We start from the raw sequence: 26,086 nt of genomic DNA on the forward strand, positions 1-26,086 counted from the left end.
CGGGTTCCCGTGTGAAAGTAGGTCATCGTCAGGCTCTTACAGCCCAGAAAACCCCAGTCAGATATGACTGGGGTTTTTTGCTTTCCAGGCGCACAAAAGTACCTGTACCGCCCTGGCTCCTGCATCGACTCACACGCCTTACCAGCATTGATTACCATCTATCAGTGCGGCTGAGTGTGCTAATTGATTGCTGCTCAAAAAGCGCTCGTCGGCCACGCATTGGGTGCGGTTATCCACCGTTCGGTGCGCGAAATCTCTGAACCCCGGCTTGGTCGAGAAAGCGCTCGAGCTTCCCACCCATCCACAGATGATGAAGATGTGCCAGCGCCTCACCCATAGCAAAAGTCATCTGGTGGGTGTCCAACTGGCGTTGAAACAGAATTGGCAAAGTATCCGCGGCGCTTAGTGCACGGCTGTGCGCGGCTTGCAAAATCTCAGTGAGCCGCTCGCGGTGATGGTTTTGTAGCTGCGCAACACGCTTGCCGAGGCCTGTAAATGGCTTGCCATGTGATGGAAGCACCAAGGTGTCTTTTGGTAGATCCAGATACCGCAAGAGCGAAGTCAAGAACAGCTGTAGCGGGTTGGCCTCTGGCTCGCTGGCGTGGACACTGACATTGGTGGAGATGCGCGGCAACACCATGTCTCCGCTGATCAAGGTGGTCAGCTCAGCGCAAAACAATGCCATGTGCTCGGGCGCGTGGCCATAGCCGCTGATGCAGCGCCAAGCGCGGTCCCCGATGTTCAGCGTGTCTCCATCCATGATTCGTCGAAAACGGGGTGGGAGAGCAGGGACCAGGGTCGGAAAATACGATGCGCGTCCTCGCACATGGTCTAAAAAAGACGGTTCTTGTGCACCGTGCAGCGCATAAAAATCGGCCCCTGCTTCCCCGCCAAACCCCTGTGGGTCATAGACGGCGACACGCGCTACGTTGTAGTCCGTGGCACTGATCCACAAGCGCACATCCCAGCGCTCGCACAGCCAATGTGCCAGCCCGATGTGGTCTGGGTGCATGTGGGTCACGATGACGCGAAGAATGGGCAAGCCCTCCAGGCAGTTCGCAAATATCTGCTCCCACTGTGCGCGGCTTGCAGCGCTGTCGATGCAGCAATCCACCACGGTCCACCCGTCCACCAGCACACCGCTAGCATCCGGCTGGCGATCGCGCAGCAGCCACAGATTGATGTGATCCAGGGCAAAGGGCAGGCCCATACGGATCCAATGCACTCCAGGCGCGACCTCCAAGGTGGTGCCCTCAACGGGCAGCGCGTCGCCGAGCGGGTAGTGGATCTGGTGTTCAAGTGGATTCATGGAGGCGGTGTGATGGGTTAGCATTGACGTTAACGTAAACGTCATGCATTCGATGCATTGTAGGGAGCTGCCGCCACCCGGCTGTCTCCTGTGCGAAACCGATACTGCTGTGTGCAGCACCCACCATGGCCAATACCTACACCATCAGCGACCTTGCCAAAGAGTTCGATCTCACCACCCGGGCGATCCGTTTTTATGAAGACATGGGCTTGCTGCAGCCTGAACGCACCGGCGCCGCCGGCCGCAACCGGGTGTACAGCGCACGCGACCGCACGCGGCTGCGCCTGACGTTGCGGGCCAAGCGCCTGGGACTGTCTCTCACGGAGGCCAAGGAGATCATCGACCTCTATGACAGCCCCCGCGATACCGGCGTACAGCTCCGCAAGTTTCTGGACGTGCTGGTGGTCCATCGCAAGCAACTCGAAGAGCAAATGGCCGATCTGCAGGCCAACCTGGAAGAGGTGCGCGAGCACGAAGAAGAGGCGCGCACGCTACTGACCAAGGTAGAAAAGCAAAATTGATCCATAATTGACGTTTACGTAAACGTAAATTAGGAGACTGCAGTGAGCACGCCCCCCTTTGAGCCGCGTTGCATCGACTTTGCCGACCGCGTGCGCGACAGCTTTGCGCGGCAAGGGGCCATGCAGACGCTTGGCGCGTCGCTAGGATTGGTGGCGCCAGGTGCTGTAGACATTGAACTCCCCTGGGCAGCCGCCCTGACCCAGCAGCATGGTTTTCTCCATGCGGGCATGGTGTCCACCGCGCTGGATTCGGCCTGCGGATATGCCGGTTTCACCCTCATGGCGGCCGATGCCGCCGTGCTCACCATCGAATTCAAGATCAACTTGCTGGCCCCTGCCAAAGGCGAGCGATTCCGCATGGAAGGACGGGTGCTGAAGCCCGGCCGCACCATCACCGTCTGCGAAGGCCGAGCCTTCGCTATCGACGGCAACCAAGAAAAGCTGGTCGCCACCATGGGGTGCACTCTCATGGCGGTCACCGGACGCGACAGCATCCAGGGCTGAGCCCTGCCCATTTCCCTACCTTCTACGAGGAGACAAACCCCATGAGCATTCCCTCCAACCTTCCCGGCCTCAACTTCCAGCTGGGCGAAGATATCGATGCCCTGCGCGATGCCGTGCGCGACTTCGCGCAGGCAGAGATCGCTCCCCGCGCGGCCGAGATTGACCGCAACGACCAATTCCCCATGGACCTGTGGCGGAAGATGGGTGATCTGGGCGTACTCGGCATCACGGTGCCCGAGCAATATGGCGGCGCCGCCATGGGCTACCTCGCCCACATGGTGGCCATGGAAGAAATCTCGCGCGCTAGCGCCTCGGTGGGCTTGTCCTATGGCGCCCACAGCAACCTGTGTGTGAACCAGATCAACCGCAACGGCAACGAGGCACAAAAGGCCAAGTACCTGCCCAAGCTCATCAGCGGCGAGCACGTGGGCGCGCTGGCCATGAGTGAGCCCGGCGCGGGCTCCGACGTGATCAGCATGAAGCTCAAGGCCGAGGACAAGGGCGGCTACTACCTGCTCAACGGCAGCAAGATGTGGATCACCAACGGCCCCGATGCGGACACCCTGGTGGTGTATGCCAAGACCGAGCCTGAAATGGGCGCACGCGGTGTCACGGCTTTCCTGATCGAGAAGGGCATGAAGGGCTTCTCGATTGCGCAAAAGCTCGACAAGCTGGGCATGCGCGGCAGCCACACGGGCGAGCTGGTGTTCCAGGACGTCGAGGTGCCTGCACAAAACGTGCTCGGCGGCGTGAACAACGGTGCCAAGGTATTGATGAGTGGCCTGGACTACGAACGCGCGGTGCTGACCGGCGGCCCGCTGGGCATCATGCAGTCCGTGATGGACAACGTGATCCCTTACATTCACGACCGCAAGCAGTTCGGCCAGAGCATTGGCGAGTTTCAGCTCATCCAGGGCAAGGTGGCCGACATGTACACCGTGCTGCAGGCGGGTCGCTCGTTTGCCTACACTGTGGCCAAGAACCTCGACATGCTGGGCACCGACCACGTGCGCCAGGTCCGCAAGGACTGCGCCAGCGTGATTCTGTGGTGCGCCGAAAAGGCCACCTGGATGGCCGGCGAAGGCGTGCAGATCTATGGTGGCAATGGCTATATCAACGAGTACCCGCTGGGCCGCCTGTGGCGCGATGCCAAGCTGTACGAGATTGGTGCCGGCACCAGCGAGATCCGCCGCATGCTGATTGGCCGCGAGCTGTTTGCCGAGACCTGCTGACCTGCGACAACTGATCGACCAACCCTCACACACCAAGGACCCCATGCCTTCCTCCATCGACGACCTGTTTGTTCACAACCGCGCCTGGGCGGCCCAGATGGAGCGCGAGCGGCCCGGCTTTTTCACCAGCCTGCTGGCGCAGCAGAAGCCCAAGTACATGTGGATCGGCTGCTCCGACAGCCGGGTGCCCGCCAACCAGATCACCGGGCTGGAGCCTGGTGAGGTCTTCGTTCACCGCAATGTGGCGAACGTGGTGGTGCCGACCGATCTCAACTGCCTTTCGACCATCCAGTATGCGGTGGACCAGCTGCGCATCGAGCACCTGATGGTGGTGGGCCACTACGGTTGCGGCGGTGTGCTGGCCGCGCTGGAGGGCACGCGCGTGGGCCTGGCCGACAACTGGATTCGCCATGTGCAGGACGTGCGTGATCGCCACCGCGACCTGATCGCCGCCACCGCGCCTGAGTGGCGCCACGACGTGCTGTGCGAGCTCAACGCCATCGAGCAGGTGGTGAACATTGCACAGACCACCGTGATGCTGGACGCTTGGGGCCGGGGCCAGAAGGTTACGCTGCATGGCTGGTGCTATGGCCTCAAGGACGGGCTGATCAACAACCTGCACATGTCGGTGGACAGCACGGAAGGCCTCGAATCGCTGTACAAGGCGGCAATTGCCGGGGTGGCCGCAACCCGGCGGCAGTAGGCCTGCCGCCGCCCTGTGTCTGCCGAGCGACGGTTGCGCTGACGAAGAAGCCAATAGGCCCGCCACCATGTTCCCGCAACGCCTTGATGCGCCCCAGGCCTACGGCATTGCCAAGGCCATGATGGACGGCTTCAACCGGCATTACCGGTTGTTCCGCACCGAGTCCGCGCGCGCAAAACACCGTTTTGAAACCGCTGACTGGCACGGCCAGCAGCGGGCGCAGCGCGAGCGCATCGAGTTCTACGACCTGCGGGTGAAGGAATGTGTGCGCCGCCTGGAAAAAGAGTTCGAGGCCGGCGCGCAGCCGATGGATGTGTGGCACCAGGTCAAGCTGCACTACATCGGGCTGCTGGTGAACCACCACCAGCCCGAGCTGGCCGAAACCTTCTTCAACTCGGTCACCACCAAGATCCTGCACCGCACGCATTTCCACAACGACTTCATCTTTGTGCGGCCTGCGGTCAGCACCGAATACATCGAGAACGACGAGCCTGCCGCACGGCCCACCTACCGCGCCTACTACCCCACGCGCGACACGCTGGGCGACACCTTCCAGGCCATCGTCGAGAACTTCCAGCTGCAGCGCGAATTTGCCGACCTGCCACGTGACACCGCTTGCGTGGTGGGCGCCATGCGCAGCCGGCTCGACAAGGTGAGGCTGCGCACCAACTTCCAGATCCAGGTGCTCACCAGCCTGTTCTTTCGTAACAAGGGCGCGTATGTGGTGGGCAAGATCATCAACGGCTTTAACGAGGTGCCGTTTGCGCTGCCCATCCTGCACGACGACAGCGGCAAGCTGACCATCGACGCCGCGCTGTTCGGCGAAGACGACATGCAGATGCTGTTCAGCTTTGCCCGCGCCTACTTCATGGTGGACATGGAGATCCCCAGCGCCTACGTGCAGTTCCTGCGCAGCCTCATGCCGCGCAAGCCGCGGGCCGAGATCTACAACGCCCTGGGCCTGGCCAAGCAAGGCAAGACACTGTTCTACCGCGACTTCCTGTACCACCTGAAGCATTCCAGCGACCAGTTCCGCATCGCGCCGGGCATCAAGGGCATGGTGATGCTGGTGTTCGACCTGCCGAGCTTCCCGTTCGTGTTCAAGCTTATCAAGGACTACTTCCCGCACCAGAAGGAAACCACGCGCGAGCAGATCAAGGCCAAGTACCTGCTGGTCAAGCAGCACGACCGCGTGGGCCGCATGGCCGACACGCTGGAGTACAGCGAGGTTGCCTTCCCCCGCGACCGCTTTGACGATGCGCTGATTGCCGAGATCGAGAAGTTCGCCCCCAGCCAGCTGGAAATCAGCGACCGCGACGGCGATGGCCAGACCGAGGTGATCATCAAGCACCTCTATATCGAGCGGCGCATGATCCCGCTCAACATCTACCTGCAGGAAGCCTTCGACACCGGCCTGTCCGACCCGCGCGCGCGCCAGCAGATGGAGCACAGCGTCATCGAATACGGCAACGCCATCAAGGACCTCGTGGCCGCCAACATCTTCCCCGGCGACATGCTCTGGAAGAACTTTGGTGTCACGCGCAACGGCAAGGTCGTGTTCTACGACTACGACGAGATCGAATACCTCACCGACTGCAACTTCCGCCGCGTGCCCACGCCGCGCAATGAGGAAGAAGAGATGAGCGGCGAGGTCTGGTACAGCGTGGGCCCGCGGGATGTGTTCCCCGAAACCTTTGGCCCCTTCCTGCTGGGCAACGACGAGGTGCGCGAGGTGTTCATGCAGCACCACGCCGACCTGCTCGACGCCGCGTTCTGGCAGTCGCACAAGGAGCGCATCCAGGCGGGTCATATGTTTGATGTTTTCCCCTACGACACGGAGCGGCGCTTTGCGCAAGGCGCTGCGGCCCGCTGACCGCCTGCCAAAACCCCGTTTTTCGTCCCCACTTTTCCTCTGACCCTTACCCAGGAGACCTTCACCATGTCCATCCAAGACCCCATCGTCATCGTTGGCGCTGCACGCACCCCCATGGGCTCGTTGCAGGGCGACTTCTCCAGCCTGGCCGCGCACGACCTGGGTGGCGCCGCCATCAAGGCCGCCATCGAGCGTGCCGGTGTCTCGCCCGACGCCGTGGGCGAAGTGCTGTTTGGCAACTGCCTGATGGCAGGCCAAGGCCAGGCGCCTGCACGCCAGGCGGCGTTCAAAGGCGGCCTGCCCAAGGGCGCGGGCGCCGTCACGCTCAGCAAGATGTGCGGCTCCGGCATGAAGGCCGCGATGATGGCGCACGACATGCTGCTGGCCGGCACGCACGACGTCATGGTGGCGGGTGGCATGGAAAGCATGACCAACGCCCCCTACCTGCTACAAAAGGGCCGCGGCGGCTACCGCCTGGGCCACGACCGCATCTTCGACCACATGATGCTCGACGGCCTGGAAGACGCTTACGAAGCGGGCCGCAGCATGGGCACCTTTGGTGAAGACTGCGCGGCCAAGTACAGCTTTACGCGCGAGCAGCAGGACGCGTTTGCCACCGCCAGCGTGCAGCGCGCCAAGGCGGCCACCGAGTCCGGTGCGTTCGCGGCCGAGATCGTGCCCGTGACCGTCAGGACCCGTGCGGGCGAGACCGTGGTGTCGGTGGACGAAGGCCCGGGCAAGGTCAAGCTCGAGAAGATCGCCACCTTGAAGCCCGCGTTCAAGAAGGACGGCACCATCACCGCCGCGTCCAGCTCCAGCATCAACGACGGCGCGGCCGCGCTGGTGATGATGCGCGAGTCCACGGCCAAGAAGCTGGGCGCCAAGCCCCTGGCCCGCATCGTGAGCCACGCCACGCACGCACAAGAGCCCGAGTGGTTTGCCACCGCCCCCCTGGGTGCCACCCAAAAGGCACTCGCCAAGGCCGGCTGGCAAGTGGGCGACGTGCAGCTGTGGGAGATCAACGAAGCCTTTGCCGTGGTGCCCATGGCGTTGATGAAGGAATTGGACCTGCCCCATGACAAGGTCAACGTGAACGGCGGCGCCTGCGCACTGGGCCACCCCATTGGCGCCAGCGGCGCGCGCATCATGGTCACGCTGATCCATGCCCTCAAGGCGCGCGGCCTTACCAAGGGTCTGGCCACGCTGTGCATCGGCGGTGGCGAGGCCACGGCCGTGGCGCTGGAACTCGTCTGAGGCCGCTGGCTGGAGATGGGATGATCCCCGACTTTGCACAAGGACCGCGATGACCACTCCCTCTCCCGCCATCGGCGCCTTCTGGCGCGCGTTTTCGGATGCACAGGCATCGCTCCAGGCCCAGCCGCTGCGCGAGCGCGTGGGGGCCGCCAATGCGCTGATAGATCAGCACCTGGAAGGCCTGGCGCTGGAGATGTCCGGCGACGATGCCGTGGTGGACCTCATCGTCACGGCCCACGGCAGCATCGAGCGGTTTCCGTTGCTGGCGCAGGTGGTGGCGGCCGCACCCGCGCTGCCGCACTACCGCGTGCGTGCGTTTCGCGAGCGCACCACGCAGCCGGACTTTCCCATCGGCATGGAAGGCTTTGAGCTGGCCACGTCCGAAGTGCTGGTGGCGCTGGAGCAGGATGGCGGGCAGGCGGCGCTGGAGATCCGCTTTGGCCGCGAGATCCCCAGCGACTACCAGGACCACGCGCGCAACATGGCATTCATCATGCTCGACCATGTGCTGGGCGAGTACGACTTTGCCGTGAAGGTGGGCGCGGTGGACTTTGTGGGCGAGCCCGGCGACACCCACACGCCTTGGGTGCCGCTGAGCCAGCTGCCCCCGGTGTTCGACCGCTACTGGACCGACACCCTGGGCCACACCGGCCACTTTCCCACGGGCGAGGCCGAATGGGACGGGCTGGAACTGCAGTTTGACTGCCCCATCGACGAGGACGGCAACGAACTGCCCGCTGACGACATCGACAGCGAAGACGCGCCCGAGACCGGCGTGGTCATGGTCAACACCAGTGCCAACGCTGTGGCCATGCGGGCCGACCTGGCCTATGCCCTCACCGTGGACTTGGCGGTGCCCGACAGCGACACACTGACCGCCGTGCAAGACCTGCACGAGCAAGCCGCCACGCTGCTCCAAGTGCCGCAGCTGGGCATTCTGGTGCTGACGCTGATGCGCGCGGGCCGCCGGCAGGCGTTGTACTACGTGAGCGACGAACAGCTGGCCAAGCAGACGCTGGCGCCCCTGCTGCTGCGCGACGAGGCGGCATCGCTGGAGCTGAAGGTGGCGTACGACCCCGCGTGGTCGGGCTATTTCGAGTACGCCGGCTACCTGTCTGCCTGAGTGGGTGTCGCTGTTTTGTTTACTCCTGAATTGATAGCTGTTGACGCATGATTCACTAGCGCTTGCGGCATATTGGGCTTGAAAATGAACTCCATACTCGTGATGGGCGCGTCCCGGGGCATCGGCCTGGAGCTGGTGCGCCAGTACACCGATGCCGGGCGCCGCGTGATCGCCACCGTGCGCGACGACGCTGGCCGCGAGCGCGTGCTGGCGCTGGGCGCCGAGGCGCTCACCGTGGATGTGGCCAACCCCGCCAGCGTGAGCGGCCTGGCCTGGCAGCTTGACGGCGAAAAGCTGGACCTGGCGCTGTATGTGGCCGGTGTCATCCGCCGCCCCAACGCGCTCACCCCACCCACGCAGCAAGACTTTGATGCCGTCATGCACACCAACGTGCTGGGCGCCATGCAGGCCATTCCGCAGGTGGCGCCCCTGGTGGTGGAGGCGGGCGGCGTGTTTGCGTTTCTGTCCTCGTCCATGTCGCAGATCGGCAGCGTGCCGAACAGCGGCTCGTGGCTGTACCGCACCAGCAAGGCCGCGCTCAACATGGCCGTGGCCGCCGCGCAGCACGACTACCCCGGCGCGACGCTGGTCACCATCGACCCCGGCTGGGTGCAAACCGACATGGGCGGCGGCGGTGCGCCGCTGACGGTGGAAGACAGTGTGCGCGGCCTGCGCAGCACGCTGGCCAGCGTGACCGCTGCCGACAAGGGCCGCCTGCTGCACTACGACGGCCGCCGCGCTGCCCACTGGTAGTGCGCAAGCTACTAAGCCCCCGAATTTTTGAACAACGACTCTGGAGACACTCCCATGCTGCTGACCCAAGACCAGGAAATGATCCGCGACGCGGTGCGCGACTTTGCGCAAACCGAGCTGTGGCCGAATGCCGCACGCTGGGACAAGGAACACCACTTCCCCAAGGAGGCCCACCAGGGCCTGGCCGCGCTGGGCGCGTATGGCATCTGCGTGCCAGAAGAGTTTGGCGGCGCCCACCTCGACTACCTCACGCTCGCGCTGGTGCTCGAAGAGATCGCCGCCGGTGATGGCGGCACCAGCACCGCCATCAGCGTGACCAATTGCCCGGTTAACGCCATCCTCATGCGCTATGGCAACGCGAAGCAAAAGCGCGACTGGCTCACGCCGCTGGCGCGTGGCGAAATGCTGGGCGCGTTTTGCCTGACCGAGCCACATGTGGGCTCCGACGCCTCCGCCCTGCGCACCACGGCGGTGAAGCAGGGCGATGAATACGTGATCAACGGGGTCAAGCAGTTCATCACCAGCGGCAAGAACGGCCAGGTGGCCATCGTCATCGCCGTCACCGACAAGGGCGCGGGCAAGAAGGGCATGAGCGCGTTCCTCGTGCCCACCAGCAGCCCCGGCTACGTCGTCGCGCGGCTCGAAGACAAGCTGGGACAGCATTCCAGCGACACCGCGCAGATCAACTTCGACAACTGCCGCATCCCTGCCGAGAACCTCATCGGTGCTGAGGGCGAGGGCTACAAGATCGCCCTGGGCGCGCTCGAAGGCGGTCGCATCGGCATCGCCGCGCAGAGCGTGGGCATGGCGCGCAGCGCGTTCGACGCGGCGCTGGCGTATTCCAAAGAGCGCGAAAGCTTCGGCACCGCCATCTTCAACCACCAGGCCGTGGGTTTCCGCCTGGCCGACTGCGCCACGCAGATCGAGGCCGCGCGCCAGCTCATCTGGCACGCCGCCGCGCTGCGCGATGCCGGAAAGCCCTGCCTGAAGGAAGCCGCCATGGCCAAGCTGTTTGCCAGCGAGATGGCCGAGCGCGTGTGCAGCGCCGCCATCCAGACGCTGGGCGGCTACGGCGTGGTGAACGACTTCCCGGTGGAGCGCATCTACCGCGACGTGCGCGTGTGCCAGATCTACGAAGGCACGAGCGACGTGCAGAAGATCATCATCCAGCGCGCGCTGGCTTGAGCCTGCGAGTCAGGTTTCTCGGCCCGCCTTTTGCCAGCCTTTCGGGCGCAGCTCAAAAAACGCTCAGCCCCTGAGGCGCAACTCGCGCTCCAGCAGCGCCAGCCGCTCGGGCTCGGCGTGGTGCCGGGCCACCGGCTGCACGCTGGCGAACACGGTACGCCCCATTTCGGCGCGCCCGCTCCAGGCCAAGGCCAGCGCGTAGTCGCAGGTGCACACGGCCAGTGAGGGCCAGGCGCCCGGGGCCTTGCGCACCAGCCCCAGAAACTGCTCACACGCCTTGCCCAGGTGGCCGGCGGCCTCGCCCGCCCGGGCCGGGTCGCGCAGCGCGATCATGCCCCGCACCCAGTCAATGAACGCTTGCCCGTGGGGGGGCAGCAGGGCGGGCTGCAGCGTGTCCAGCAGGCGTTGCGCTTTGTCGGTGTGGCCCGCGCGGGCCTCCCCCAGGGCCAGGTCCATCTGCAATGTGGGTTCTCCCGGCCGTTCGGCCATCAGTTCGCGCAGGCGGGCCGTGAAGCCCGCATGGTCGCCCGTGGCCAGGGGCAGGGTGTAGATGCGTGCCAGAAATTCGCCCTCATCTGCCGGGCGCATGGGGTGGATGCGCAGGCGCAGGAGGGCGGCGTCCACCCCTTCGGCGCGCGCCTCGAACCAGGCCATGCGCACGGCGGCATCCCAGGCGGGCTGTCGCAAAAAGGCGTGCCGTTCAGCGGCACGTGCCAGCCGCTGCGCCAGGACATCCAGGCGGGGCAGGTCGCCCGTGGCGTGCGCGTGCAGCATCTGCTGGTACATGCGCTGAAACTGGTGCATGTAGGCAAACACGGCCAGGGGCGCCAGCGTGGCCGCCACCAGAATGGCCTGCACCCACGGGCTCCACTGGCGCCATACGGCCAGTGCCACCAGCGCCGCGCCCACCAGCAGCCAGGTGCGGTTGTTGCGCAGCAGCTGGCGCAGCGTGGTCCACAGGCCGGGGTTCTGCTGCGCTTCGATCTGGTCGCGCGCCAGCTGGCGCAGCGCCTTTACGTCCAAGGGGCCCAGCACGTCGTCAGCCATCTCGGTCAATGCACGGGCATACAGACCCGAGGTGTGCAGCTGCACCTGGGTCAGCGGCGGTTGCTGCAGCGCTGCGATGGCCTGCATGGCTTCTTCAGCTGTCTGGGCATGCACAAACCCCTCGGTGGGGCGGCCTTGGGCGTCTTGCGCCTGGTACAGCCAGCGGGGCTGGCCGGGCGGTGGGGGTGGGGTGGTCCCGGTGGCGGTCATGGTGTGGCTCCCTCCTGGTGTGATTTGCCAGCGTGTGGATGTCGCCGGTCGTTGGCTGCGGATGGTAGGGGGCTGCGTGATCGCCGCGTGCAGCGGGCAGACGGGCGGTGCACCGCTGGCAGACGACCGGTGCCGTGATACCTGCCTTTGCCTGAGCAGGCCGCAGGCAACAACCGCACGTTCTGCGGCGGCTGGGGTTTCGAAAGACCCCGGTAGGTGTACTACCGCGCTATTGGAAAGGTAGCTCCTGTGCTTATGGGAAAGGCACCGCGCTCTGGTCCTGCCGCCTGTTGCTGGGGGCCAGCCACTGCGCCAGCACAGCGTGCAGCTCTGCAGGGTTCACGGGCTTGCGCAGCACCAGGTAGCCCTCGTCTTCGGCGTCCCGCAATGCGGGGGCGTCGAATTCGCCGCTGACCATCGCACCCCGGGCGGCAGGGCAGCGGGCCAGCAGCGTGCGCAGGATGTCAAAGCCGCTCTCGCCCGAGCACAGTCGCTGGTCGCAGAAGATGGCATCTGGCACCAGGCCTTCGTCCAGCCGGCCATGGGCTTCGGCCCCGGTGGTGGCATAGGCTGCCGTCACGCCCCAGGCTTCGAGCATGGCGCGCCAGGCCTTGAGCACCTGGGAGTCATCGTCCAGCACCAGGCACTGGCCCTGCAACGGACGGTCCACGATGGACTGGCGGTGTGCCGTTGCGGGGGCGGTGGACGCGCCTGCATCGGGTGCCACATGGGCTGGCAGCCGCAGCCAGAAGCGCGACCCCTGTCCCGCCAGCGAACGTACGCCGTACGCCGCCCCCAACTGCTCGGCGCACCGCGCCACCACAGCCAAGCCCAGGCCGTGCCCCGCTTCGTCCATCTGGTCGGCCCGCGCTCCCCGGTAGTAGGGGCTGAACACCCGGGCCTGATCGGCGGGGGCGATGCCAATGCCCGTGTCCCGCACCTCCACCAGCCAGTCACCGCCGCGTGCGCGTGCGCTCACCAGTACCTTGCCCTGCGGTGTGTAGCGGATGGCGTTCTGCACCAGGTTCGCCAGCGCCTGGCGCAGTAGCACCGGCTCGGCCCACACGGTGGCGCCACGGCGCGGCAGCCGCAGCCGCAGGGTCAGGCCGCCGAGGCTGGCTTGCTCGCGGAAGAGGCGCACAACGTCCGCCAGCAGCGCGCCAAGGTCCACGGCGGCTTTGTGGCCCAGCGGCTGCCCCGACTCCAGTCGCGACAGGTCCAGCAGCGCATTGAACAGCTGGCTCATGGCCTGCATGCTGGTGCGCAGGTCGGCCACCAGCGGGCGCAGGACCGGGTCGGTATTGCGCAGGTTGATCGCCTCCACCATCAAGGACATGGCGTGCACGGGTTGGCGCAGGTCGTGGCTGGCGGTGGCGATGAACAGGTTTTTTTCGGTCAGGGCGCCTTCCGCCTGGCGCCGGGCTGCGGCCAGGGCCTCATTGGCAGTGCGCGTGCGGCGGTACAGCCAGAAGCTGGCGCCCGCCGCAAGCAGTGCCAGTGCCACCGCAGCCGCCAGTCCGATCTGCTGCATGCGGCGCACGCGCAACTCGGCATCCTGCACCCGGTTGGCCTGCGCCAGCTGCTCGATCTGGCGCTGCCGTTCAGCGCTGTCAAAGCGCTCCTGCAAGGTCGTCACAGCCTGGTCGCGCTCGGTATGGAACAGCTCCTTGGCCAGCGCCTGCTGCTTGCGGGTGGTGGCCATGGCCTCGCGGTACAGACCGGCTTGCTCGTACATGCGCGACAGCTCGCCCAGCAGCTGCTCTTCCATGGGCAGGGAGCCCGCTTCGTGCACGAACCGGATGCCCGCCTCCACCTCGTGCACGCCGGCCGGAATGCGGCCTTGGCCCATGAGTGCAAAGCCCAGATTGGCCTGCGCCATTGCGGCCCCGTTCAGCTCGTGTGCATCGCGGTACGCGGCCATGGCCTCGCGCATCACGGGCTCGGCCGCGGGATACGCCTTGCGCTGCAGCAGGACGTCGCCCAGGTTGTTCAGCGCCGTGGCCTGGAGCCCGGTGAGCCCTCCAGCGCGGGCGATCTGCAGGGACTGCCGGTAGGCGGCCACGGCGGTGTCGAGGTTGCCCTGCACGTTTTCCACATTGCCACGGTGCAGGTGCAGCCAGCCCAGCGCCTGCCGGGCGTCCAGCTTTTCGGCCAGGGGCAGCGTCTCGCGGATGGTTTGCAGCGCCCGGTCCGGGTTCTTCATGTCGAAGTGCAGCAGCTCCAGGTGGGTGCGCGACCGCAGCTCAGACGTGGCCGCCTGGCGTGGCAGCGTGCGCGAGAGTTCCAGGCTGCGCAGCAGGTGGGTCATCGCCGTTTCGAACTGGCCGTTGCCGCTGTGCAGGGCGCCCAGCGTCAGGTGGTAGAGCCAGCGCACCCAGGGGTCGGGTGCGCGCTCGGCGGCGGCCGCTTCGCGCGCCAGTGCGGCCAGTCCAGCGCGTGTTTTTCCCGCCACGGCCAGTTGCCGGGCCTCGAAGCAGACAGCCAGCACCTGCGACGACGGATCTTTCTGCGCAGCGGCCAGCGCCTTCAGCTGCGCAATGCCCTCGGTCACCACCGTTGTCTGCCCGGTCTCAAAGGCCGCGTCTGTCAGCGCCGCCAAGTAAGTGCGCCGGGTCGCGGCATCGGCCGCGTTGGCAAAACGTGCCGCGGCGGCCTGCAGCGCCTGCACGGCCTCGGCGCTGTTGCGTTGCGACAGGTTTTGCAGCCGGTCCAGCTCGGCCAGATCCGGGTTCAGTGCCTGCGCCCTTACGGGCAATGCCGTCTGCAGGCACAAGGCCGCAACCAGCACCACAGCCCGGACGAGGCGCATCAGGGCAGCTCCAGCCGCCGCCCGCGCAGCAGGGTGATGGCCTCGACCCGTGTGCGCACCCGCAGCCGCTCCAGGATGCCTGTCACGTGCTCCTTCACGGTGCTCTCTGCAATATCCAGCTGCGATGCAATGCGCTTGTTGGGCAGCCCCTGCAGCACCAGCGCAAGGATCTGGCCCTGCCGCGCAGACAGCCCCAGCTCGGCCGGTGTCACCGGCAGGTCGCGGCTGCGCAGCGGCTGACTGCCCGGATGGCCCGGCTCAAACCAGACCAGCCCGCTCAGCAAGGCCTCCACCGCCAGACCGAAGGTTTCGGGCGCCGCCTGTTTGTGGATGAAGCCCTGCGCGCCTGCCTGCCGGGCCTGGTCCATCACGGCGGGGTCATCGTCGCCACTGATCACCGCGATGGGCATTCCGGGGCAGTGGTTGCGCACCTGGGCGATCAGGCCCACGGCGGCGCCTTCTGCCAGCCAGAAGTCGATGAGCGCGATGGCCGGCGTGCCCCGCGTGTCCACCCAGCGCAGAAGGTCGTTTGCCCCTGCGGCCACAACCACGTCCATCTGCGGCAGTCGGGCGCGCAGGAATTCGGCCATGCCGTGTGCCACCAACGGATGGTCGTCAAGGATGAGCGCGTAGTGAGAGGTGGAGGACATGCGGTGGTGGAGGGGGCGCAACCCGGCGGGATGCCGGTGCCGGAAGGTATGCCTGCGGGCAAATTCTGCCAAGTGTTCAGCAGGATGGGCGGCGCGCAAACCCTACCAGCGTAGGGTTTCGCCCGGGATGGGGTGCTGCGCAGAATCCGCGCTCCATTCACCATCACGAGGTTTCTGTTCATGACACGACAAGCCAGCGCAACGGGTGCCGGGCACACCTGGCACTCTGCACGACCTATCTTCCGTTGGGCCCCCCTGGGCCTGGCTGCCGCCTTGCTGGTGGGCTGCGGCGGTGGTGATGACGACAACGGCACGCCTCCGCCCAGCGCTGGCGCATTCAGTATCGGCGGCGCGGTCAGCGGCTTGGGGGCTGGCAAAACGGTGACGCTGCAGAACGCCGGCAAGGACGACCTGACCGTGAATGCCAATGGCAACTTCGTGTTCGTCACGCGCCTGGACAACGGCATTGCCTATGCCGTCACCGTGAAGACCCAGCCCAGCGGGCAGCGCTGCGCGGTGACGGAAGGCACCGGCACAGCCACTGCCAACGTGAGCAACGTGCAGGTGCGCTGCGAAAACCTGGCGGCTGCCACCTACACGGTGGGCGGCTCGGTCAGCGGCCTGGCGGGTGGCGCCTTGGTGCTGCAGAACAACGGGCGCGACGATCTGTCGGTCTCCAGCAACGGCGGCTTCACGTTCGGCACGGCACTGGCGGGTGGCACGGCCTACGCCATCACGGTGCGCACGCAGCCTTCGGGCCAGAGCTGCACGGTGCGCAACGGAACGGGCACGGTAGGGTTGGCCAATGTGAGTTCGGTGGACGTGAGCTGCGCGACGGCGGCGCTGGGGCTGCCAGAGGGCGACTGGAAGCAGGAGCTGTGCGTGGTGGTGCGGCCAGGAACCTGGGGACGCTCGCTGTGGCGCATCACCCGCCAGAGCGACACCCGCGTGACGGGGCAGATTGGCGTGGTGACCTATGCCGACGCCAACTGTTCCGGCACGGGCACCGTTGCAGGTCCGCTGACCGATGTGGGCAATGTGGCGTTCGACCGCAACGGCAGCACGGCCACGCTGACCGCTTTCTGGGGGCTGTGGACCCAGCCGTCGGGCCTGACATCGCGCGCTGTCTGGGCACGCAAGGGGCCCCGCCTGTGCATCTTTGGCGATCAGATACCCACCGCGTTCCCGACGGCGGCCAGCGTCGAGAGCTACGTGGACACCGTCTTGCCCGCCAAGACCTGCTACACGCAAAACTGAGTGCTGGGGGCTGTACGGCCCCCCAACCAACCCAAAGCCCCCGCAGCGAAGTTGCTGCGGGGGCTTTTCTTTGATCGGATGTGATCCGGTTTGTGTTGGAGCGCGCCCATTGCTGCAGGGCCACCCGCCCCGGTGTCCCCGGGGCATCCCTCAGGCTTCAGCGGGCGAGTTCAGCCGCCGTCGCCGCATCCAGCCGCCCGGATGTGGGCAGCCCCTTGTCCTTCTGAAAGGCGCGCAGCGCTGCCGTAGTCTTGCCGCCCATGGCGCCATCGGGTGTGCCCGCGTTGTAGCCCAGCTCATTCAGGCGGACCTGCGCATCGCGCAGCGAAAGTCCTGCGGTGGCTCCATTGCTTTGCGCGGCAGCACGCGCGGCCGATGTCTGCGAGGGCGGTGCGGCGCCGTCCACACTCAGTCGCCCGCCACCCCCCAGGCCCTGGCCCTTCACCGTCTGGGCGCGGTAGTTGCGCAGCGACTGCACCATCTGGTTGAACGCATCCATGAAGGCGGCCGCAATCACCTTGCCTTCGGCCGTGTTGGAGTAGCCGCCCATGCGCGCGCCGCCCGATCCGCCCAGCAGTTGCCCCATGGCGCCAAAGTCGGTCTTGGCGGCACTGCCTTCTGACGCCGCCACCTGCACACCGGATCGGTTGTCGATGAGCGTGAGCAGCGCGCTGGCCTCCTTGGTGTTCATGTTGCCGCCGATGGCTGCCAGCAGGCCCCCCGCACGGCCACCGACCAGGCCGCCCAGCGATGCGGAGGCACCGCCTGCGTTGTTGTTCTGGAACACGATTTCGGGCGACAGGCCATAGTCCGAGGCCACCATCTGCCCCTGGCCAAACTGGCTGCCCTGCCGCATTTCGCCCGACTGCATCAGCGCGCGCTCGCGCGTCATCGCGTTCATGCCGGCGGCGCCGCGCTCCACCACCACAAAGCAGTTGGACTGCTGCACCAGCAGACGCAGCAGGTTGGCCGTGGGCGGCAGGCGGTATTGGTCACGCAGGATGGTGTACCAGCCAGCCTGCTGGTTTTCGATCAGCGAGACGGTGCCCAGCGGGCTTTCGCAACGCTCCAGCGAGTCGCTGGCGCCGGTAGAGGCTCCGCCCGCAGCGCTGCCGGTGGCCACGGTCTTGGCATCGGCGCTGCCCATGCGCATGTTGGTGGTCTCGCAGCCGCTCAGTAGTGCAGCAGCGGCCACGGCAGCGCTGACTGCGCACAGGCGCAGCGGGGTGGTTGAACGGGGCGGGGTGGCAGCGGCACGCGCGCGCCGCAGCGGGGCAGAAAGGGTGATGGTCATGGTGACAGATGTGGCCGCATGTGCAGCGAAAGGGAGGAACACAAAGTCCTGATCTTTCGCCGTGCAGCCAATCACCGGCAACCCGACAGAGGTAGGGGGCAAGGGGCGGCACACCCGGCCCGGGCTGCGCCCCGCGCTTGTCAGAACGGTCAGCTGCTGGACAGCGCCGCGCTCTGCAACTGCGCCAGCGTCACAAACTCCAGCGCGCGGGCATGGGTGCATTCCAGGATCACCGGCGGTGCCACACCCGCCTCGTAGGCTTCTTTCCAGCGCAGGGCGCACAGGCACCAGCGGTTGTTGGCCTTGAGTCCTGCAAACCGGTATTCGGGCCGGGGGGTGATGAGGTCATTGCCCCGCGACAGCGAGAAGTCCAGAAACGCCTGTGTCATGCGTGCGCAGATCACGTGGGTGCCGTGGTCGTGCTCGTCGGTGTTGCAGCAGCCATCGCGGTAGTAGCCGGTCAGTGGGTCGTAGGAGCAGGGCATCAGCATGGTGCCCAGAACGTTCAGTGCAGTCATATCGGGTCGCGTGTGTTGTGAGGGCCTATGGGGGCGCAGATTGTTGGAGTGGGCGCGGGGCGGCTCAGCCCTCTTCGCCACGGCGGCGCAGCACCACGGTGATCTGCCCGTTGGTCTCGATGGTGGCGCGTTCCACTTCGTGCGCGTGCAGGCAGCCACCGGCGCGCAGTGCGGCCTCCACGTCGTCGCGGGTCAGCAGCTCCTTGCGCATCAGCGCCTGGTTCAGCTCGCCCTGGTGGATCAGCACCTGGGCTTTGCCGTCCACCCAGCGCCCGATGCGCGGGAAGTGGAACGCCAGCCGCGCCAGCGCCACATGCAGCAGCATCAGCGTGCTGGCAGAGATCAGCCCGCCCACGAGCGAGTTGTCGCCCGCGTTCATCGAGTTCTGCACCGCGTTCGACAGGATCAGCAGCAGGATCAGGTCAAACGGCTCGTACTGCCCTGTCTGCCGCTTGCCCGACAGGCGCATGAACACCAGCAAGAACAGATACACCACCACGCCGCGCAGCACAAACTCCCACCACGGCACACTCATTTGCCACATTGCAAGGTTCCTTGTTGGATGCTTGGGTGGGGCCAGTCTACGGCCTGCGGCTTGCCCCTCATTCGCTGAGCGAAAATCCCGGGCAATCCCCCGCACGGCTCCGGCACAGTGCGCCCTCATTGCAGTGGCGGCCGAGCGGGCCTCCTCTGCTGCCCCCATCGAAAGTACCGCCCCATGCAACGCCGCCAATTCCACCAAACCAGCCTCATGGGGGCGCTGCTGTGCGCCACTGTGCAGCACGCCTGGGCGCTGTCGCTGGGCGACCTCACCAATGCCGACGCCTCCAGCGGCCTCAAGGCCGCGCTGACCCAGGGGGCGCAGGCGGCGGTGTCGCTGCTCGGCCGCAACGACGGGTTTCTGGGCAACCCCAAGGTGCGCATCGGCCTGCCGGGCTACCTGGACGATGCGGCCAAGGTGATGAAGTCGCTGGGCCAGGGCAAGCGCATCGATGAGCTGGTGGTGTCCATCAACCGCGCTGCCGAAGCGGCCGTGCCCATGGGCAAGGACCTGCTGGTGGGCGCGGTGCAGAACATGACGGTGACCGATGCCAAGAACATCCTCACCGGCGGCGACAACTCGGTGACCGCCTTTTTTGCCGACAAGACGCGCACGCCACTGGGCCAGCGCTTTCTGCCGGTGGTGAACCAGGCCACCGAGAAAGTCGGCCTCACGCAGAAATACAACGCCTTCGCTGGCAAGGCCGCGAGTTTTGGCCTGCTGAAGGCCGAAGACGCCAACCTGGCGCAATACGTCACCGGCAAGACGCTGGACGGCCTGTACCTCATGATTGGCGAAGAAGAGCGCAAGATCCGTCAGGACCCGGCCGCCGCCGGCAGCGCCATTGCCCGCAAGGTGTTCGGCGCCTTGCGCTGAGGGGCGCCACGATGTCTTTGCCACAGCCTAACGACCCCTGCCCCTGCGGGCGCCTGGCGCCTGCGGGCCCGGGTGGCAACAAGGGCAAAAGCGCTACCCCCTTGCCCTTCGCCAGCTGTTGCGGCCGTTACCTGGCGGCACCTGGGCTGGATGCCATGGCCGCCCCCGATGCCGAAAGCCTCATGCGGTCGCGCTACACCGCCTTTGCGTGCGAGCGGGCCGACTACCTGCAGGCCACCTGGCACGCCAGCACGCGCCCGGCCACGCTCGACTTTGATGCGGGGGCCAAATGGCTCGGGCTGGACGTGCGCCGATACGTCGCCACCGACGCCGACCACGCCGTGGTCGAGTTTGTGGCCCGCTACCGTGTCGCTGGGCGCGCCGTGCGCCTGCACGAGACCAGCCGTTTTGTGCGCGAGGAGGGGCGCTGGTTCTATGTCGATGGAGACCTCCATGGCTGAAATTCAAGCCAAAACTACCCCAAGCGCTAGTGCAATATGCCTTGATAGCTATGAAATTTGAAGCAATCCTGTTTGACTGTGACGGCGTGCTGGTGGACAGCGAGCCCATCACCAACGGCGTGCTGCGCGACATGCTGGCCGAGGCCGGGTGGGTGCTGACGCCCGATGAGTGCATGCGCCTCTTCATCGGCAAGATGGTGCGCAGCGAGGCCGCGCGCATTGAGCACCACACGGGCCGCCCGCTGACCGACGAATGGATGTCGGCCTTCTACGCGCGCCGCAACGCCGCGCTGGAGGCGCAGCTCACCGCCATCGAGCACATCCATGGCGCTGTCGAGCGTGTACACGCCCACCACGGCGGGCGCATTGCCTGTGCCTCGGGGGCCGACCGTTTCAAGGTCGAGATGCAGCTGGCCAAGGTGGGCCTGGCGCCGTACTTTGAAGGCCGCATCTTCAGCGGCCACGAAATGCCCGCCACCAAGCCCGCGCCCGATGTGTACCTTGCCGCCGCTGCAGCGCTGCAGGCAGCGCCCACGCGCTGTGCGGTGGTCGAAGACACCGTGACCGGCGTCACCGCCGGTGTGGCTGCCGGGGCCACCGTGTTTGCCTACGTCCCGCTGGACGATGGGGCCGCGCTGCGGGCTGCAGGGGCGCAGCACGTGTTTCGCAGCATGGCCGAGCTGCCCGGCTTGCTCGGCTGCTGACACGGGTGCACAGAAAAAGGGACATGGCGATGAACACCTTTGCGCGGGTCATGAAGCACACGGTACTGGCTGCCGCCCTGGCGCTGCTGGCGGGCTGTTCGTCGGTCAAACCCTGGATCAACGAACCCCTGCCTGCGGGCGATCAGAACATCCCTGTGCGCAAGTCCGAGCGCGACCCGACCATCCTCGTGGCCGTCACGCTGTCAGGCGGTGGGGCGCGGGCCGCCGCGTTTGGCTATGGCGTGCTGACCGAGCTGCAGCAGACGCGGTTTGTGTGGAACGGCAACCCCACCACCTTGCTGGACGCCACTGATGTTGTCAGCGGTGTGTCGGGCGGCAGCATTGTGGCGGCCTACTTTGCGGCGCATGGCATCGAGGGGCTGCCACGCTTTGAACAGGACTTTCTGCGCCAGAACTTCCAGAACAGCCTCATCACCCAGGCGCTGCGCCCCGGTAATCTGATCGACCTGACCTCCCCCTGGCTGGGCCGCACGCACCTGCTGGCACGGCGGCTGGACGAGCTGTATGGCGGCCTCACCTTTGGCGACGTGGAGCGGCGCCCGCGCCACCCGCAGCTGTTCATCACCGCCACCGACATGTCGTTGGGCACCGGCTTTGAGTTCACCTGGGAGCAGTTTTCGCTGATCTGCTCAGACCTGCGCAAGGTGCAGCTGTCGTTCGCCGTGGCGGCCTCGTCAGCGGTGCCGCTGCTGCTGAGCCCGATGACGCTCAAGAACTACGCCGACCAGTGCCCCGATCGTCCCTCCCCATCGGTCGCCGCGGCGGCAGCGGGCGACTACCGCGTGCGGCTCAATCGCGCCCATGAACTGAGCTATGTGGATGCGCAGCGCAAGCCCTACATCCATCTGGTCGATGGCGGCCTGGCCGACAACCTGGGGGTGCAGCGCCTGCTGGACCGCGCCCTGGCCAATGGCGGCCTGCGCCAGACCTTCAGCGAGGTCGGCATACCGCCTGCCACCATCCGCAAGCTGGTGCTGATCACGGTGAACGCCGAGCGCGATCCCTCGGTCAACATCGACATGAGCGACAAGGTGCCCAACATGGCGCAGGTGGTGGACGCCCTGCTGTTCGGCACCGGCGCCCGCGCCACGCGCGAGACGCAAGAGTTCTTGCGCGACATCACACGCCAATGGCAGCGCTCGCTGGCGTCAGGCCCCACCGGCGCCAACGACGTGTTCGCGCCCGACGCGGAGATCCACGTCATCCCCGTCAACCTGCGCGACGCCCCCGACGACATCGCACGCCGCCGCTTGCTGCAGGTGCCCACGGCGTTCTCGATCACGTCGGAAGAAGTCACCGACCTCATCGAGGCGGGCGGCAGCGTGCTGCGCCACTCGCCCGAGTTCCGGGCGCTGGTGCAATCGCTGCTCAGCCCCGATCCCCATGCGCCACATGCACCGCCAGCGGGGCTGCAGGCCAAGGACTGAGGGCGCGCGCTCAGGGGCTCTTGACGGCGCTCAGGGACGCGTATCCGGCGCCGGGGTTGTGGGCACGCCCTGCTCCTCGGCAGCCCGCACCTGCGCCGCCATGGCACGCTGGTAGCCGGGCCGCTGCTGCAGCCGCTGCCAATAGGCCTGCGTGGCCAAGCCAAACTGCACATCCAGCCCCAGGTGCTGCGCCAGCAGCAGCGCATACCCCACCGCCACATCCGCCGCCGTGAAGCGGCCCGCGCATAGATGGTCGCTGCGGCCGTGGGTCAGGGCCGTCTCTACGGCGCGCAGCCGGGCCAGGAACCAGCGGCTGTAGTCCTCCACCACTTGCGGCTGCTGCCGCTCCGCAGGCTCAAAGCGGCCATAGCGCAGCACCAGCGTCTGCGGAAAGGTCAGCGTGGCATCGCTCATGTGCAGCCAGTTCAGGTAGGCGCCATACGCCGGGTGCGTGGGCGCCACGTCCAGCCCCGCATCCGGGTGTGTGGCTGCGAGGTACTGGCACATCGCGGCGGATTCGGTCATGCGGACATCGCCCTGCACCAGCAGCGGCACCGTGCCCAGCGGGTTCTCGTCCAGAAACCACCGCGCCTTGGCGCGCGGCGGGAAGGGCAACATGTGGAGCTGGTAGGGCAGTTGCAGCTCTTCGAGCATCCACAGGGGGCGGAAGGAGCGGGCACTGACGCAGTGGTGGAGGTGGAGCATGAAGGCAAGCGGCAAGCGGCAAGAGGGCGGGCGGGAGCGCTAGTCAGTGTAGTGGTGGCTGGCCGCGGACGCAGCCCCGTGGCAGCCATGCAGGGTGCAGATTGCGTCATTGGGCAACGTCCTGTCACGCTGGGCTCGCTTGGCGCCGAAACTCCGCCGGTGACTGCCCTGTCCACCCCCGGAACGCCCGGATAAAACTCTTCTCGTTCTCGAAACCCGCCGCCTCGGCCACCTGCTTGATCGGTCGCTGCGTGCGGTGTAGCAGCTCCACCGCGCGGCTACGGCGCACCTCGTCTTTCAGGCCCTGCAGCGTGGCGCCTTCTTCCTTCAATTGCCGGTGCAGTGTGCGTGGCGATACATGCAGCAGCGCGGCGAGTGATTCGGCGCTGTGCTGGGGCAGGGCGTGGGCGGGCTGGCCGGGCAGGGGGGCGGCCAGCAACTGGCGCACGCGCTGCACCAGCAGGCGGTCGCGGCGGTAGTGCAGCACGGTCAGGGGCAGGGCGTGCTGCAGCATCTGGCGCAGGGCCTGTTCGTCGCGGCGCAGGGGCAGGTGCAGGTAGCGGGCGTCGAAGTGGATGGCGGTGCGTGGTGCGTGGAAGGTGACGGGGCCGCGGAACAGCACGGCATACGCATCGGCGTGCGGCGGTGCGTCAAACGCAAATTCGGCAGCGATGAGGGGGATGCGCGAGTCCACCATCCAGCAGGCCAGGCCGTGCGCGTTGCGCAATACGGAGACCAGGCAGAACTCGCGCAGGGCACCCAGGTCGCGGGCCTCGGTGATGGCCAGGGTGGCGGTGTCGCCCTGGGTGGTGAGGTGCAGCGCAATGTCGTCCGCCAGCAGGCCGTGGTGGCGGCACCAGCGGGCCAGGGCCACCTGCAGCGTGGGCGAGCTGATGGATGCACGCGCCAGCATGCCGTAGCTGCCCCAGGGCAGGCGGCGGCTGAACCACCCCAGGGCTTCGTCGTCCAGCTCCTGCATGGCGGCGTCGGAGATCTGCTCCATCTGCCAGGCGGTGATGCGAGAGCTGTCGTCCTGCAGCAGTTGCGGCGCAATCTGTGCCTGGGCCAGGGCGTGGTCGGGGCTCTTGCCGCGCGCTTCGTAGGCCAGGACAATGGCCCGCACGAACGCTATCGGCGTGGCCGCAGGTGCGATGGGCGTGGCGGCAGGGGCTGTGGCGGGTGCGGGCAGGCGGGGAGCGGGTGGGGCGGGCAGTTTCACGCCACAGAGTGTGCCAGCCGTGGCACGATTTGCAACCATTGTGGCAACCCGGCCGGGGCGTGGGCTTCTATGCTTGCCCAAGCTTGCTAATTGCCCGCCCGCCGTGCGCGTTCTGCCTGCGCTGGCCGGATGACCGAGGAGACAAACCCGTGATGACTGCAGCCGCAACACAATCCGCACCACTGGTGGAGAGCTACGCCCGTGGCGCCACCGACGTTCCCCTGATCGAGCAGACCATCGGCGCCTTCTTTGCCGACATGGTGGCCCGCCAGCCCGAGCGCGAGGCGCTGGTCAGTGTGCACCAGGGCCGCCGCTACACCTACGCTCAGTTGCAGGCTGAAGCCCACCGCTTGGCCAGCGCGCTGCTGGGCATGGGGCTCACCCCCGGAGACCGCGTGGGCATCTGGTCGCACAACAATGCCGAATGGGTGCTGATGCAGCTGGCCACCGCCCAGGTGGGCTTGGTGCTGGTCAACATCAACCCGGCGTACCGCACGTCTGAGGTGGAATACGCCCTGAACAAGGTGGGCTGCAAGCTGCTGGTGACCATGGCCCGCTTCAAGACCAGCGACTACCTGGGCATGCTGCGCGAGCTGGCGCCCGAGTGGCACCACCAGCAGCCAGGCCAGCTGGGTTCTGTGAAGCTGCCCCACCTGAACACCGTGGTGTGGATCGATGAGGCGGGGCAGGGCGCCGACGAGCCCGGCCTGCTGCGTTTTACCGACCTGCTGGCACGCGGCAACGCGGCCGACCCGCGCCTGGCGCACATCGCAGCGACGCTGAAGGCCACCGACCCCATCAACATCCAGTTCACCAGCGGCACCACGGGCTTTCCCAAGGGGGCCACGCTCACGCACCGCAACATCCTGAACAACGGCTTCTTCATTGGCGAATGCATGAAGCTCACGCCCGAGGACCGGCTGTGCATCCCTGTGCCGCTGTACCACTGCTTTGGCATGGTCCTGGGCAACCTGGCCTGCCTCACGCATGGCTCTGCCATCGTGTACCCCAATGACGGATTCGACCCGATCACCGTGTTGCAGACGGTGCAGGACGAGCGCTGCACCGGCCTGCACGGCGTGCCCACCATGTTCATCGCCGAGCTGGACCACCCGCGCTTTGCCGAGTTCAACCTGAGCACGCTGCGCACCGGCATCATGGCGGGCTCGCCCTGTCCCACCGAGGTGATGAAGCGTGTGGTGGAGCAGATGAACCTGCGCGAAATCACCATCGCCTACGGCATGACCGAGACCAGCCCCGTGAGCTGCCAAAGCAGCACCGACACGCCGCTGGATAAGCGCGTATCGACCGTGGGCCAGGTGCAGCCGCACCTGGAGGTGAAGATCGTGGACCCTGACACGGGCGCCATCGTGCCCATCGGCCAGCGCGGCGAGTTCTGCACCAAGGGCTATTCCGTCATGCACGGCTACTGGGGCGATGAGGCCAAGACCCGCGAGGCCATCGACGACGGCGGCTGGATGCACACCGGCGACCTGGCGACCATGGATGCCGAGGGCTACGTGAACATCGTCGGCCGCATCAAGGACATGGTGATCCGTGGCGGCGAAAACATTTACCCGCGCGAGATCGAAGAATTTTTGTACCGCCACCCGCAGGTGCAGGACGTGCAGGTGGTGGGTGTGCCCGACCATAAGTACGGCGAAGAACTCTGTGCCTGGATCATCGCCAAGCCCGGCACGCAGCCCATCGAGGACGACATCCGCGCCTTCTGCAAGGGCCAGATTGCGCACTACAAGGTGCCGCGCTACATCCGCTTTGTCACCAGCTTTCCAATGACGGTGACGGGCAAGATCCAGAAGTTCAAGATCCGCGACGAGATGAAGGACCAGCTGGGCCTGGAAGAACAGAAAACCGCTTGAAAGAGCCACA

General features: G+C 66.3%; 24 protein-coding genes. 15 read left to right on the forward strand and 9 right to left on the reverse strand.

Features of this window, described 5'->3' with window-relative positions; translation table 11 throughout:
* Nucleotides 1–229: 229 nt before the first annotated feature.
* Nucleotides 230–1,309: an MBL fold metallo-hydrolase gene (locus tag ASD75_RS04960; protein ID WP_056743900.1), complete on the reverse strand. Its 1,080-nt coding sequence runs from the start codon at nt 1,307–1,309 to the stop codon at nt 230–232.
* A 125-nt stretch (nt 1,310–1,434) separates the two neighbouring features.
* On the opposite strand from ASD75_RS04960, the gene ASD75_RS04965 reads away from it, so the two are divergent.
* From ASD75_RS04965 to ASD75_RS05005, 9 genes are all read left to right on the forward strand, one after another.
* Nucleotides 1,435–1,830, forward strand: coding sequence for a MerR family DNA-binding transcriptional regulator (locus ASD75_RS04965; protein ID WP_056743732.1), 396 nt, complete (start codon nt 1,435–1,437; stop codon nt 1,828–1,830).
* A gap of 42 nt (nt 1,831–1,872) precedes the next feature.
* Nucleotides 1,873–2,334 (forward strand): PaaI family thioesterase, encoded by a 462-nt coding sequence (locus ASD75_RS04970; RefSeq protein ID WP_056743734.1) that lies wholly within the window; start codon nt 1,873–1,875, stop codon nt 2,332–2,334.
* Nucleotides 2,335–2,375: 41 nt separating this feature from the next.
* On the forward strand, nt 2,376–3,566 hold the full coding sequence (locus ASD75_RS04975; protein WP_056743737.1) for an isovaleryl-CoA dehydrogenase: 1,191 nt from the start codon (nt 2,376–2,378) through the stop codon (nt 3,564–3,566).
* 43 nt (nt 3,567–3,609) lie between these two features.
* On the forward strand, nt 3,610–4,269 hold the full coding sequence (gene can, locus ASD75_RS04980; protein ID WP_056057784.1) for a carbonate dehydratase: 660 nt from the start codon (nt 3,610–3,612) through the stop codon (nt 4,267–4,269).
* A 67-nt stretch (nt 4,270–4,336) separates the two neighbouring features.
* The gene (aceK, locus tag ASD75_RS04985; protein WP_056743739.1) at nt 4,337–6,142 is read left to right on the forward strand and encodes a bifunctional isocitrate dehydrogenase kinase/phosphatase; all 1,806 of its coding nucleotides are present in this window, start codon (nt 4,337–4,339) and stop codon (nt 6,140–6,142) included.
* Nucleotides 6,143–6,208: 66 nt separating this feature from the next.
* Nucleotides 6,209–7,396 (forward strand): acetyl-CoA C-acyltransferase, encoded by a 1,188-nt coding sequence (locus tag ASD75_RS04990; protein ID WP_056743741.1) that lies wholly within the window; start codon nt 6,209–6,211, stop codon nt 7,394–7,396.
* Nucleotides 7,397–7,445: 49 nt separating this feature from the next.
* Complete coding sequence (locus ASD75_RS04995; RefSeq protein WP_056743744.1) at nt 7,446–8,519, forward strand: DUF695 domain-containing protein; 1,074 nt, start codon at nt 7,446–7,448, stop codon at nt 8,517–8,519.
* Nucleotides 8,520–8,603: 84 nt separating this feature from the next.
* A complete protein-coding gene (locus tag ASD75_RS05000) occupies nt 8,604–9,272 on the forward strand; it encodes an SDR family oxidoreductase (RefSeq protein ID WP_056743746.1) in 669 nt (222 codons plus the stop codon).
* A gap of 54 nt (nt 9,273–9,326) precedes the next feature.
* Nucleotides 9,327–10,457, forward strand: coding sequence for an acyl-CoA dehydrogenase family protein (locus ASD75_RS05005; RefSeq protein WP_056743748.1), 1,131 nt, complete (start codon nt 9,327–9,329; stop codon nt 10,455–10,457).
* Nucleotides 10,458–10,520: 63 nt separating this feature from the next.
* On the opposite strand, the gene ASD75_RS05010 is transcribed toward ASD75_RS05005, so the two are convergent.
* From ASD75_RS05010 to ASD75_RS05020, 3 genes are all read right to left on the reverse strand, one after another.
* On the reverse strand, nt 10,521–11,714 hold the full coding sequence (locus tag ASD75_RS05010) for a hypothetical protein (RefSeq protein WP_056743749.1): 1,194 nt from the start codon (nt 11,712–11,714) through the stop codon (nt 10,521–10,523).
* 253 nt (nt 11,715–11,967) lie between these two features.
* On the reverse strand, nt 11,968–14,523 hold the full coding sequence (locus ASD75_RS05015) for an ATP-binding protein (protein ID WP_056743752.1): 2,556 nt from the start codon (nt 14,521–14,523) through the stop codon (nt 11,968–11,970).
* Nucleotides 14,523–15,173, reverse strand: coding sequence for a response regulator transcription factor (locus ASD75_RS05020; RefSeq protein ID WP_056743754.1), 651 nt, complete (start codon nt 15,171–15,173; stop codon nt 14,523–14,525). The genes ASD75_RS05015 and ASD75_RS05020 overlap by 1 nt, the downstream gene beginning before the upstream one ends.
* Before the next feature lie 180 nt (nt 15,174–15,353).
* Here ASD75_RS05020 and ASD75_RS05025 point away from each other — a divergent pair, with 180 nt between their 5' ends.
* Nucleotides 15,354–16,430 (forward strand): hypothetical protein, encoded by a 1,077-nt coding sequence (locus ASD75_RS05025; RefSeq protein WP_056743755.1) that lies wholly within the window; start codon nt 15,354–15,356, stop codon nt 16,428–16,430.
* 157 nt (nt 16,431–16,587) lie between these two features.
* Here the strand turns inward: ASD75_RS05025 and ASD75_RS05030 are convergent, their stop codons facing one another.
* The 3 genes from ASD75_RS05030 to ASD75_RS05040 all read right to left on the reverse strand — a co-directional run bounded on the left by ASD75_RS05030 (nt 16,588) and on the right by ASD75_RS05040 (nt 18,786).
* On the reverse strand, nt 16,588–17,724 hold the full coding sequence (locus ASD75_RS05030; RefSeq protein ID WP_235511545.1) for a peptidoglycan-binding domain-containing protein: 1,137 nt from the start codon (nt 17,722–17,724) through the stop codon (nt 16,588–16,590).
* A gap of 149 nt (nt 17,725–17,873) precedes the next feature.
* Complete coding sequence (locus ASD75_RS05035; protein ID WP_056057809.1) at nt 17,874–18,242, reverse strand: DUF2237 family protein; 369 nt, start codon at nt 18,240–18,242, stop codon at nt 17,874–17,876.
* 64 nt (nt 18,243–18,306) lie between these two features.
* Entirely contained in the window at nt 18,307–18,786 is a 480-nt protein-coding gene (locus ASD75_RS05040; protein WP_056057813.1) for a DUF421 domain-containing protein, read from the reverse strand.
* 174 nt (nt 18,787–18,960) lie between these two features.
* Here ASD75_RS05040 and ASD75_RS05045 point away from each other — a divergent pair, with 174 nt between their 5' ends.
* From ASD75_RS05045 to ASD75_RS05060, 4 genes are read left to right on the forward strand one after another with little or no spacing between them, the layout of a single operon-like run.
* The gene (locus ASD75_RS05045) at nt 18,961–19,659 is read left to right on the forward strand and encodes a DUF4197 domain-containing protein (protein WP_056743757.1); all 699 of its coding nucleotides are present in this window, start codon (nt 18,961–18,963) and stop codon (nt 19,657–19,659) included.
* Between the two features lie 11 nt (nt 19,660–19,670).
* The gene (locus ASD75_RS05050; RefSeq protein WP_082564892.1) at nt 19,671–20,120 is read left to right on the forward strand and encodes a YchJ family protein; all 450 of its coding nucleotides are present in this window, start codon (nt 19,671–19,673) and stop codon (nt 20,118–20,120) included.
* Between the two features lie 50 nt (nt 20,121–20,170).
* On the forward strand, nt 20,171–20,824 hold the full coding sequence (locus ASD75_RS05055; RefSeq protein ID WP_056743761.1) for an HAD family phosphatase: 654 nt from the start codon (nt 20,171–20,173) through the stop codon (nt 20,822–20,824).
* Nucleotides 20,825–20,847: 23 nt separating this feature from the next.
* Complete coding sequence (locus ASD75_RS05060; protein ID WP_235511546.1) at nt 20,848–22,272, forward strand: patatin-like phospholipase family protein; 1,425 nt, start codon at nt 20,848–20,850, stop codon at nt 22,270–22,272.
* A 30-nt stretch (nt 22,273–22,302) separates the two neighbouring features.
* On the opposite strand, the gene ASD75_RS05065 is transcribed toward ASD75_RS05060, so the two are convergent.
* On the reverse strand, nt 22,303–22,977 hold the full coding sequence (locus ASD75_RS05065) for a glutathione S-transferase family protein (protein ID WP_056743763.1): 675 nt from the start codon (nt 22,975–22,977) through the stop codon (nt 22,303–22,305).
* A 124-nt stretch (nt 22,978–23,101) separates the two neighbouring features.
* Nucleotides 23,102–24,235, reverse strand: coding sequence for an AraC family transcriptional regulator (locus ASD75_RS05070; RefSeq protein ID WP_235511547.1), 1,134 nt, complete (start codon nt 24,233–24,235; stop codon nt 23,102–23,104).
* Between the two features lie 113 nt (nt 24,236–24,348).
* Between ASD75_RS05070 and ASD75_RS05075 the strand changes: the two genes are divergently transcribed.
* Entirely contained in the window at nt 24,349–26,076 is a 1,728-nt protein-coding gene (locus tag ASD75_RS05075; protein WP_056743765.1) for an AMP-binding protein, read from the forward strand.
* The last annotated feature ends 10 nt before the right edge of the window (nt 26,077–26,086 follow it).

It is taken from the genome of Acidovorax sp. Root568 (assembly GCF_001427445.1).
Lineage (GTDB): Bacteria > Pseudomonadota > Gammaproteobacteria > Burkholderiales > Burkholderiaceae_C > Acidovorax > Acidovorax delafieldii.

Excerpts from the sequence above, each read along its gene's own strand:
- ASD75_RS04960 (WP_056743900.1), bottom strand. The coding sequence starts at position 1,309 with ATGAATCCACTTGAACACCAGATCCACTACCCGCTCGGCGACGCGCTG.
- ASD75_RS04965 (WP_056743732.1), top strand. The coding sequence starts at position 1,435 with ATGGCCAATACCTACACCATCAGCGACCTTGCCAAAGAGTTCGATCTC.
- ASD75_RS04975 (WP_056743737.1), top strand. The coding sequence starts at position 2,376 with ATGAGCATTCCCTCCAACCTTCCCGGCCTCAACTTCCAGCTGGGCGAA.
- can (WP_056057784.1), top strand. The coding sequence starts at position 3,610 with ATGCCTTCCTCCATCGACGACCTGTTTGTTCACAACCGCGCCTGGGCG.
- aceK (WP_056743739.1), top strand. The coding sequence starts at position 4,337 with ATGTTCCCGCAACGCCTTGATGCGCCCCAGGCCTACGGCATTGCCAAG.
- ASD75_RS04990 (WP_056743741.1), top strand. The coding sequence starts at position 6,209 with ATGTCCATCCAAGACCCCATCGTCATCGTTGGCGCTGCACGCACCCCC.
- ASD75_RS04995 (WP_056743744.1), top strand. The coding sequence starts at position 7,446 with ATGACCACTCCCTCTCCCGCCATCGGCGCCTTCTGGCGCGCGTTTTCG.
- ASD75_RS05000 (WP_056743746.1), top strand. The coding sequence starts at position 8,604 with ATGAACTCCATACTCGTGATGGGCGCGTCCCGGGGCATCGGCCTGGAG.
- ASD75_RS05005 (WP_056743748.1), top strand. The coding sequence starts at position 9,327 with ATGCTGCTGACCCAAGACCAGGAAATGATCCGCGACGCGGTGCGCGAC.
- ASD75_RS05010 (WP_056743749.1), bottom strand. The coding sequence starts at position 11,714 with ATGACCGCCACCGGGACCACCCCACCCCCACCGCCCGGCCAGCCCCGC.
- ASD75_RS05015 (WP_056743752.1), bottom strand. The coding sequence starts at position 14,523 with ATGCGCCTCGTCCGGGCTGTGGTGCTGGTTGCGGCCTTGTGCCTGCAG.
- ASD75_RS05020 (WP_056743754.1), bottom strand. The coding sequence starts at position 15,173 with ATGTCCTCCACCTCTCACTACGCGCTCATCCTTGACGACCATCCGTTG.
- ASD75_RS05025 (WP_056743755.1), top strand. The coding sequence starts at position 15,354 with ATGACACGACAAGCCAGCGCAACGGGTGCCGGGCACACCTGGCACTCT.
- ASD75_RS05030 (WP_235511545.1), bottom strand. The coding sequence starts at position 17,724 with ATGACCATCACCCTTTCTGCCCCGCTGCGGCGCGCGCGTGCCGCTGCC.
- ASD75_RS05035 (WP_056057809.1), bottom strand. The coding sequence starts at position 18,242 with ATGACTGCACTGAACGTTCTGGGCACCATGCTGATGCCCTGCTCCTAC.
- ASD75_RS05040 (WP_056057813.1), bottom strand. The coding sequence starts at position 18,786 with ATGTGGCAAATGAGTGTGCCGTGGTGGGAGTTTGTGCTGCGCGGCGTG.
- ASD75_RS05045 (WP_056743757.1), top strand. The coding sequence starts at position 18,961 with ATGCAACGCCGCCAATTCCACCAAACCAGCCTCATGGGGGCGCTGCTG.
- ASD75_RS05050 (WP_082564892.1), top strand. The coding sequence starts at position 19,671 with ATGTCTTTGCCACAGCCTAACGACCCCTGCCCCTGCGGGCGCCTGGCG.
- ASD75_RS05055 (WP_056743761.1), top strand. The coding sequence starts at position 20,171 with ATGAAATTTGAAGCAATCCTGTTTGACTGTGACGGCGTGCTGGTGGAC.
- ASD75_RS05060 (WP_235511546.1), top strand. The coding sequence starts at position 20,848 with ATGGCGATGAACACCTTTGCGCGGGTCATGAAGCACACGGTACTGGCT.
- ASD75_RS05065 (WP_056743763.1), bottom strand. The coding sequence starts at position 22,977 with ATGCTCCACCTCCACCACTGCGTCAGTGCCCGCTCCTTCCGCCCCCTG.
- ASD75_RS05070 (WP_235511547.1), bottom strand. The coding sequence starts at position 24,235 with ATGGTTGCAAATCGTGCCACGGCTGGCACACTCTGTGGCGTGAAACTG.
- ASD75_RS05075 (WP_056743765.1), top strand. The coding sequence starts at position 24,349 with ATGACTGCAGCCGCAACACAATCCGCACCACTGGTGGAGAGCTACGCC.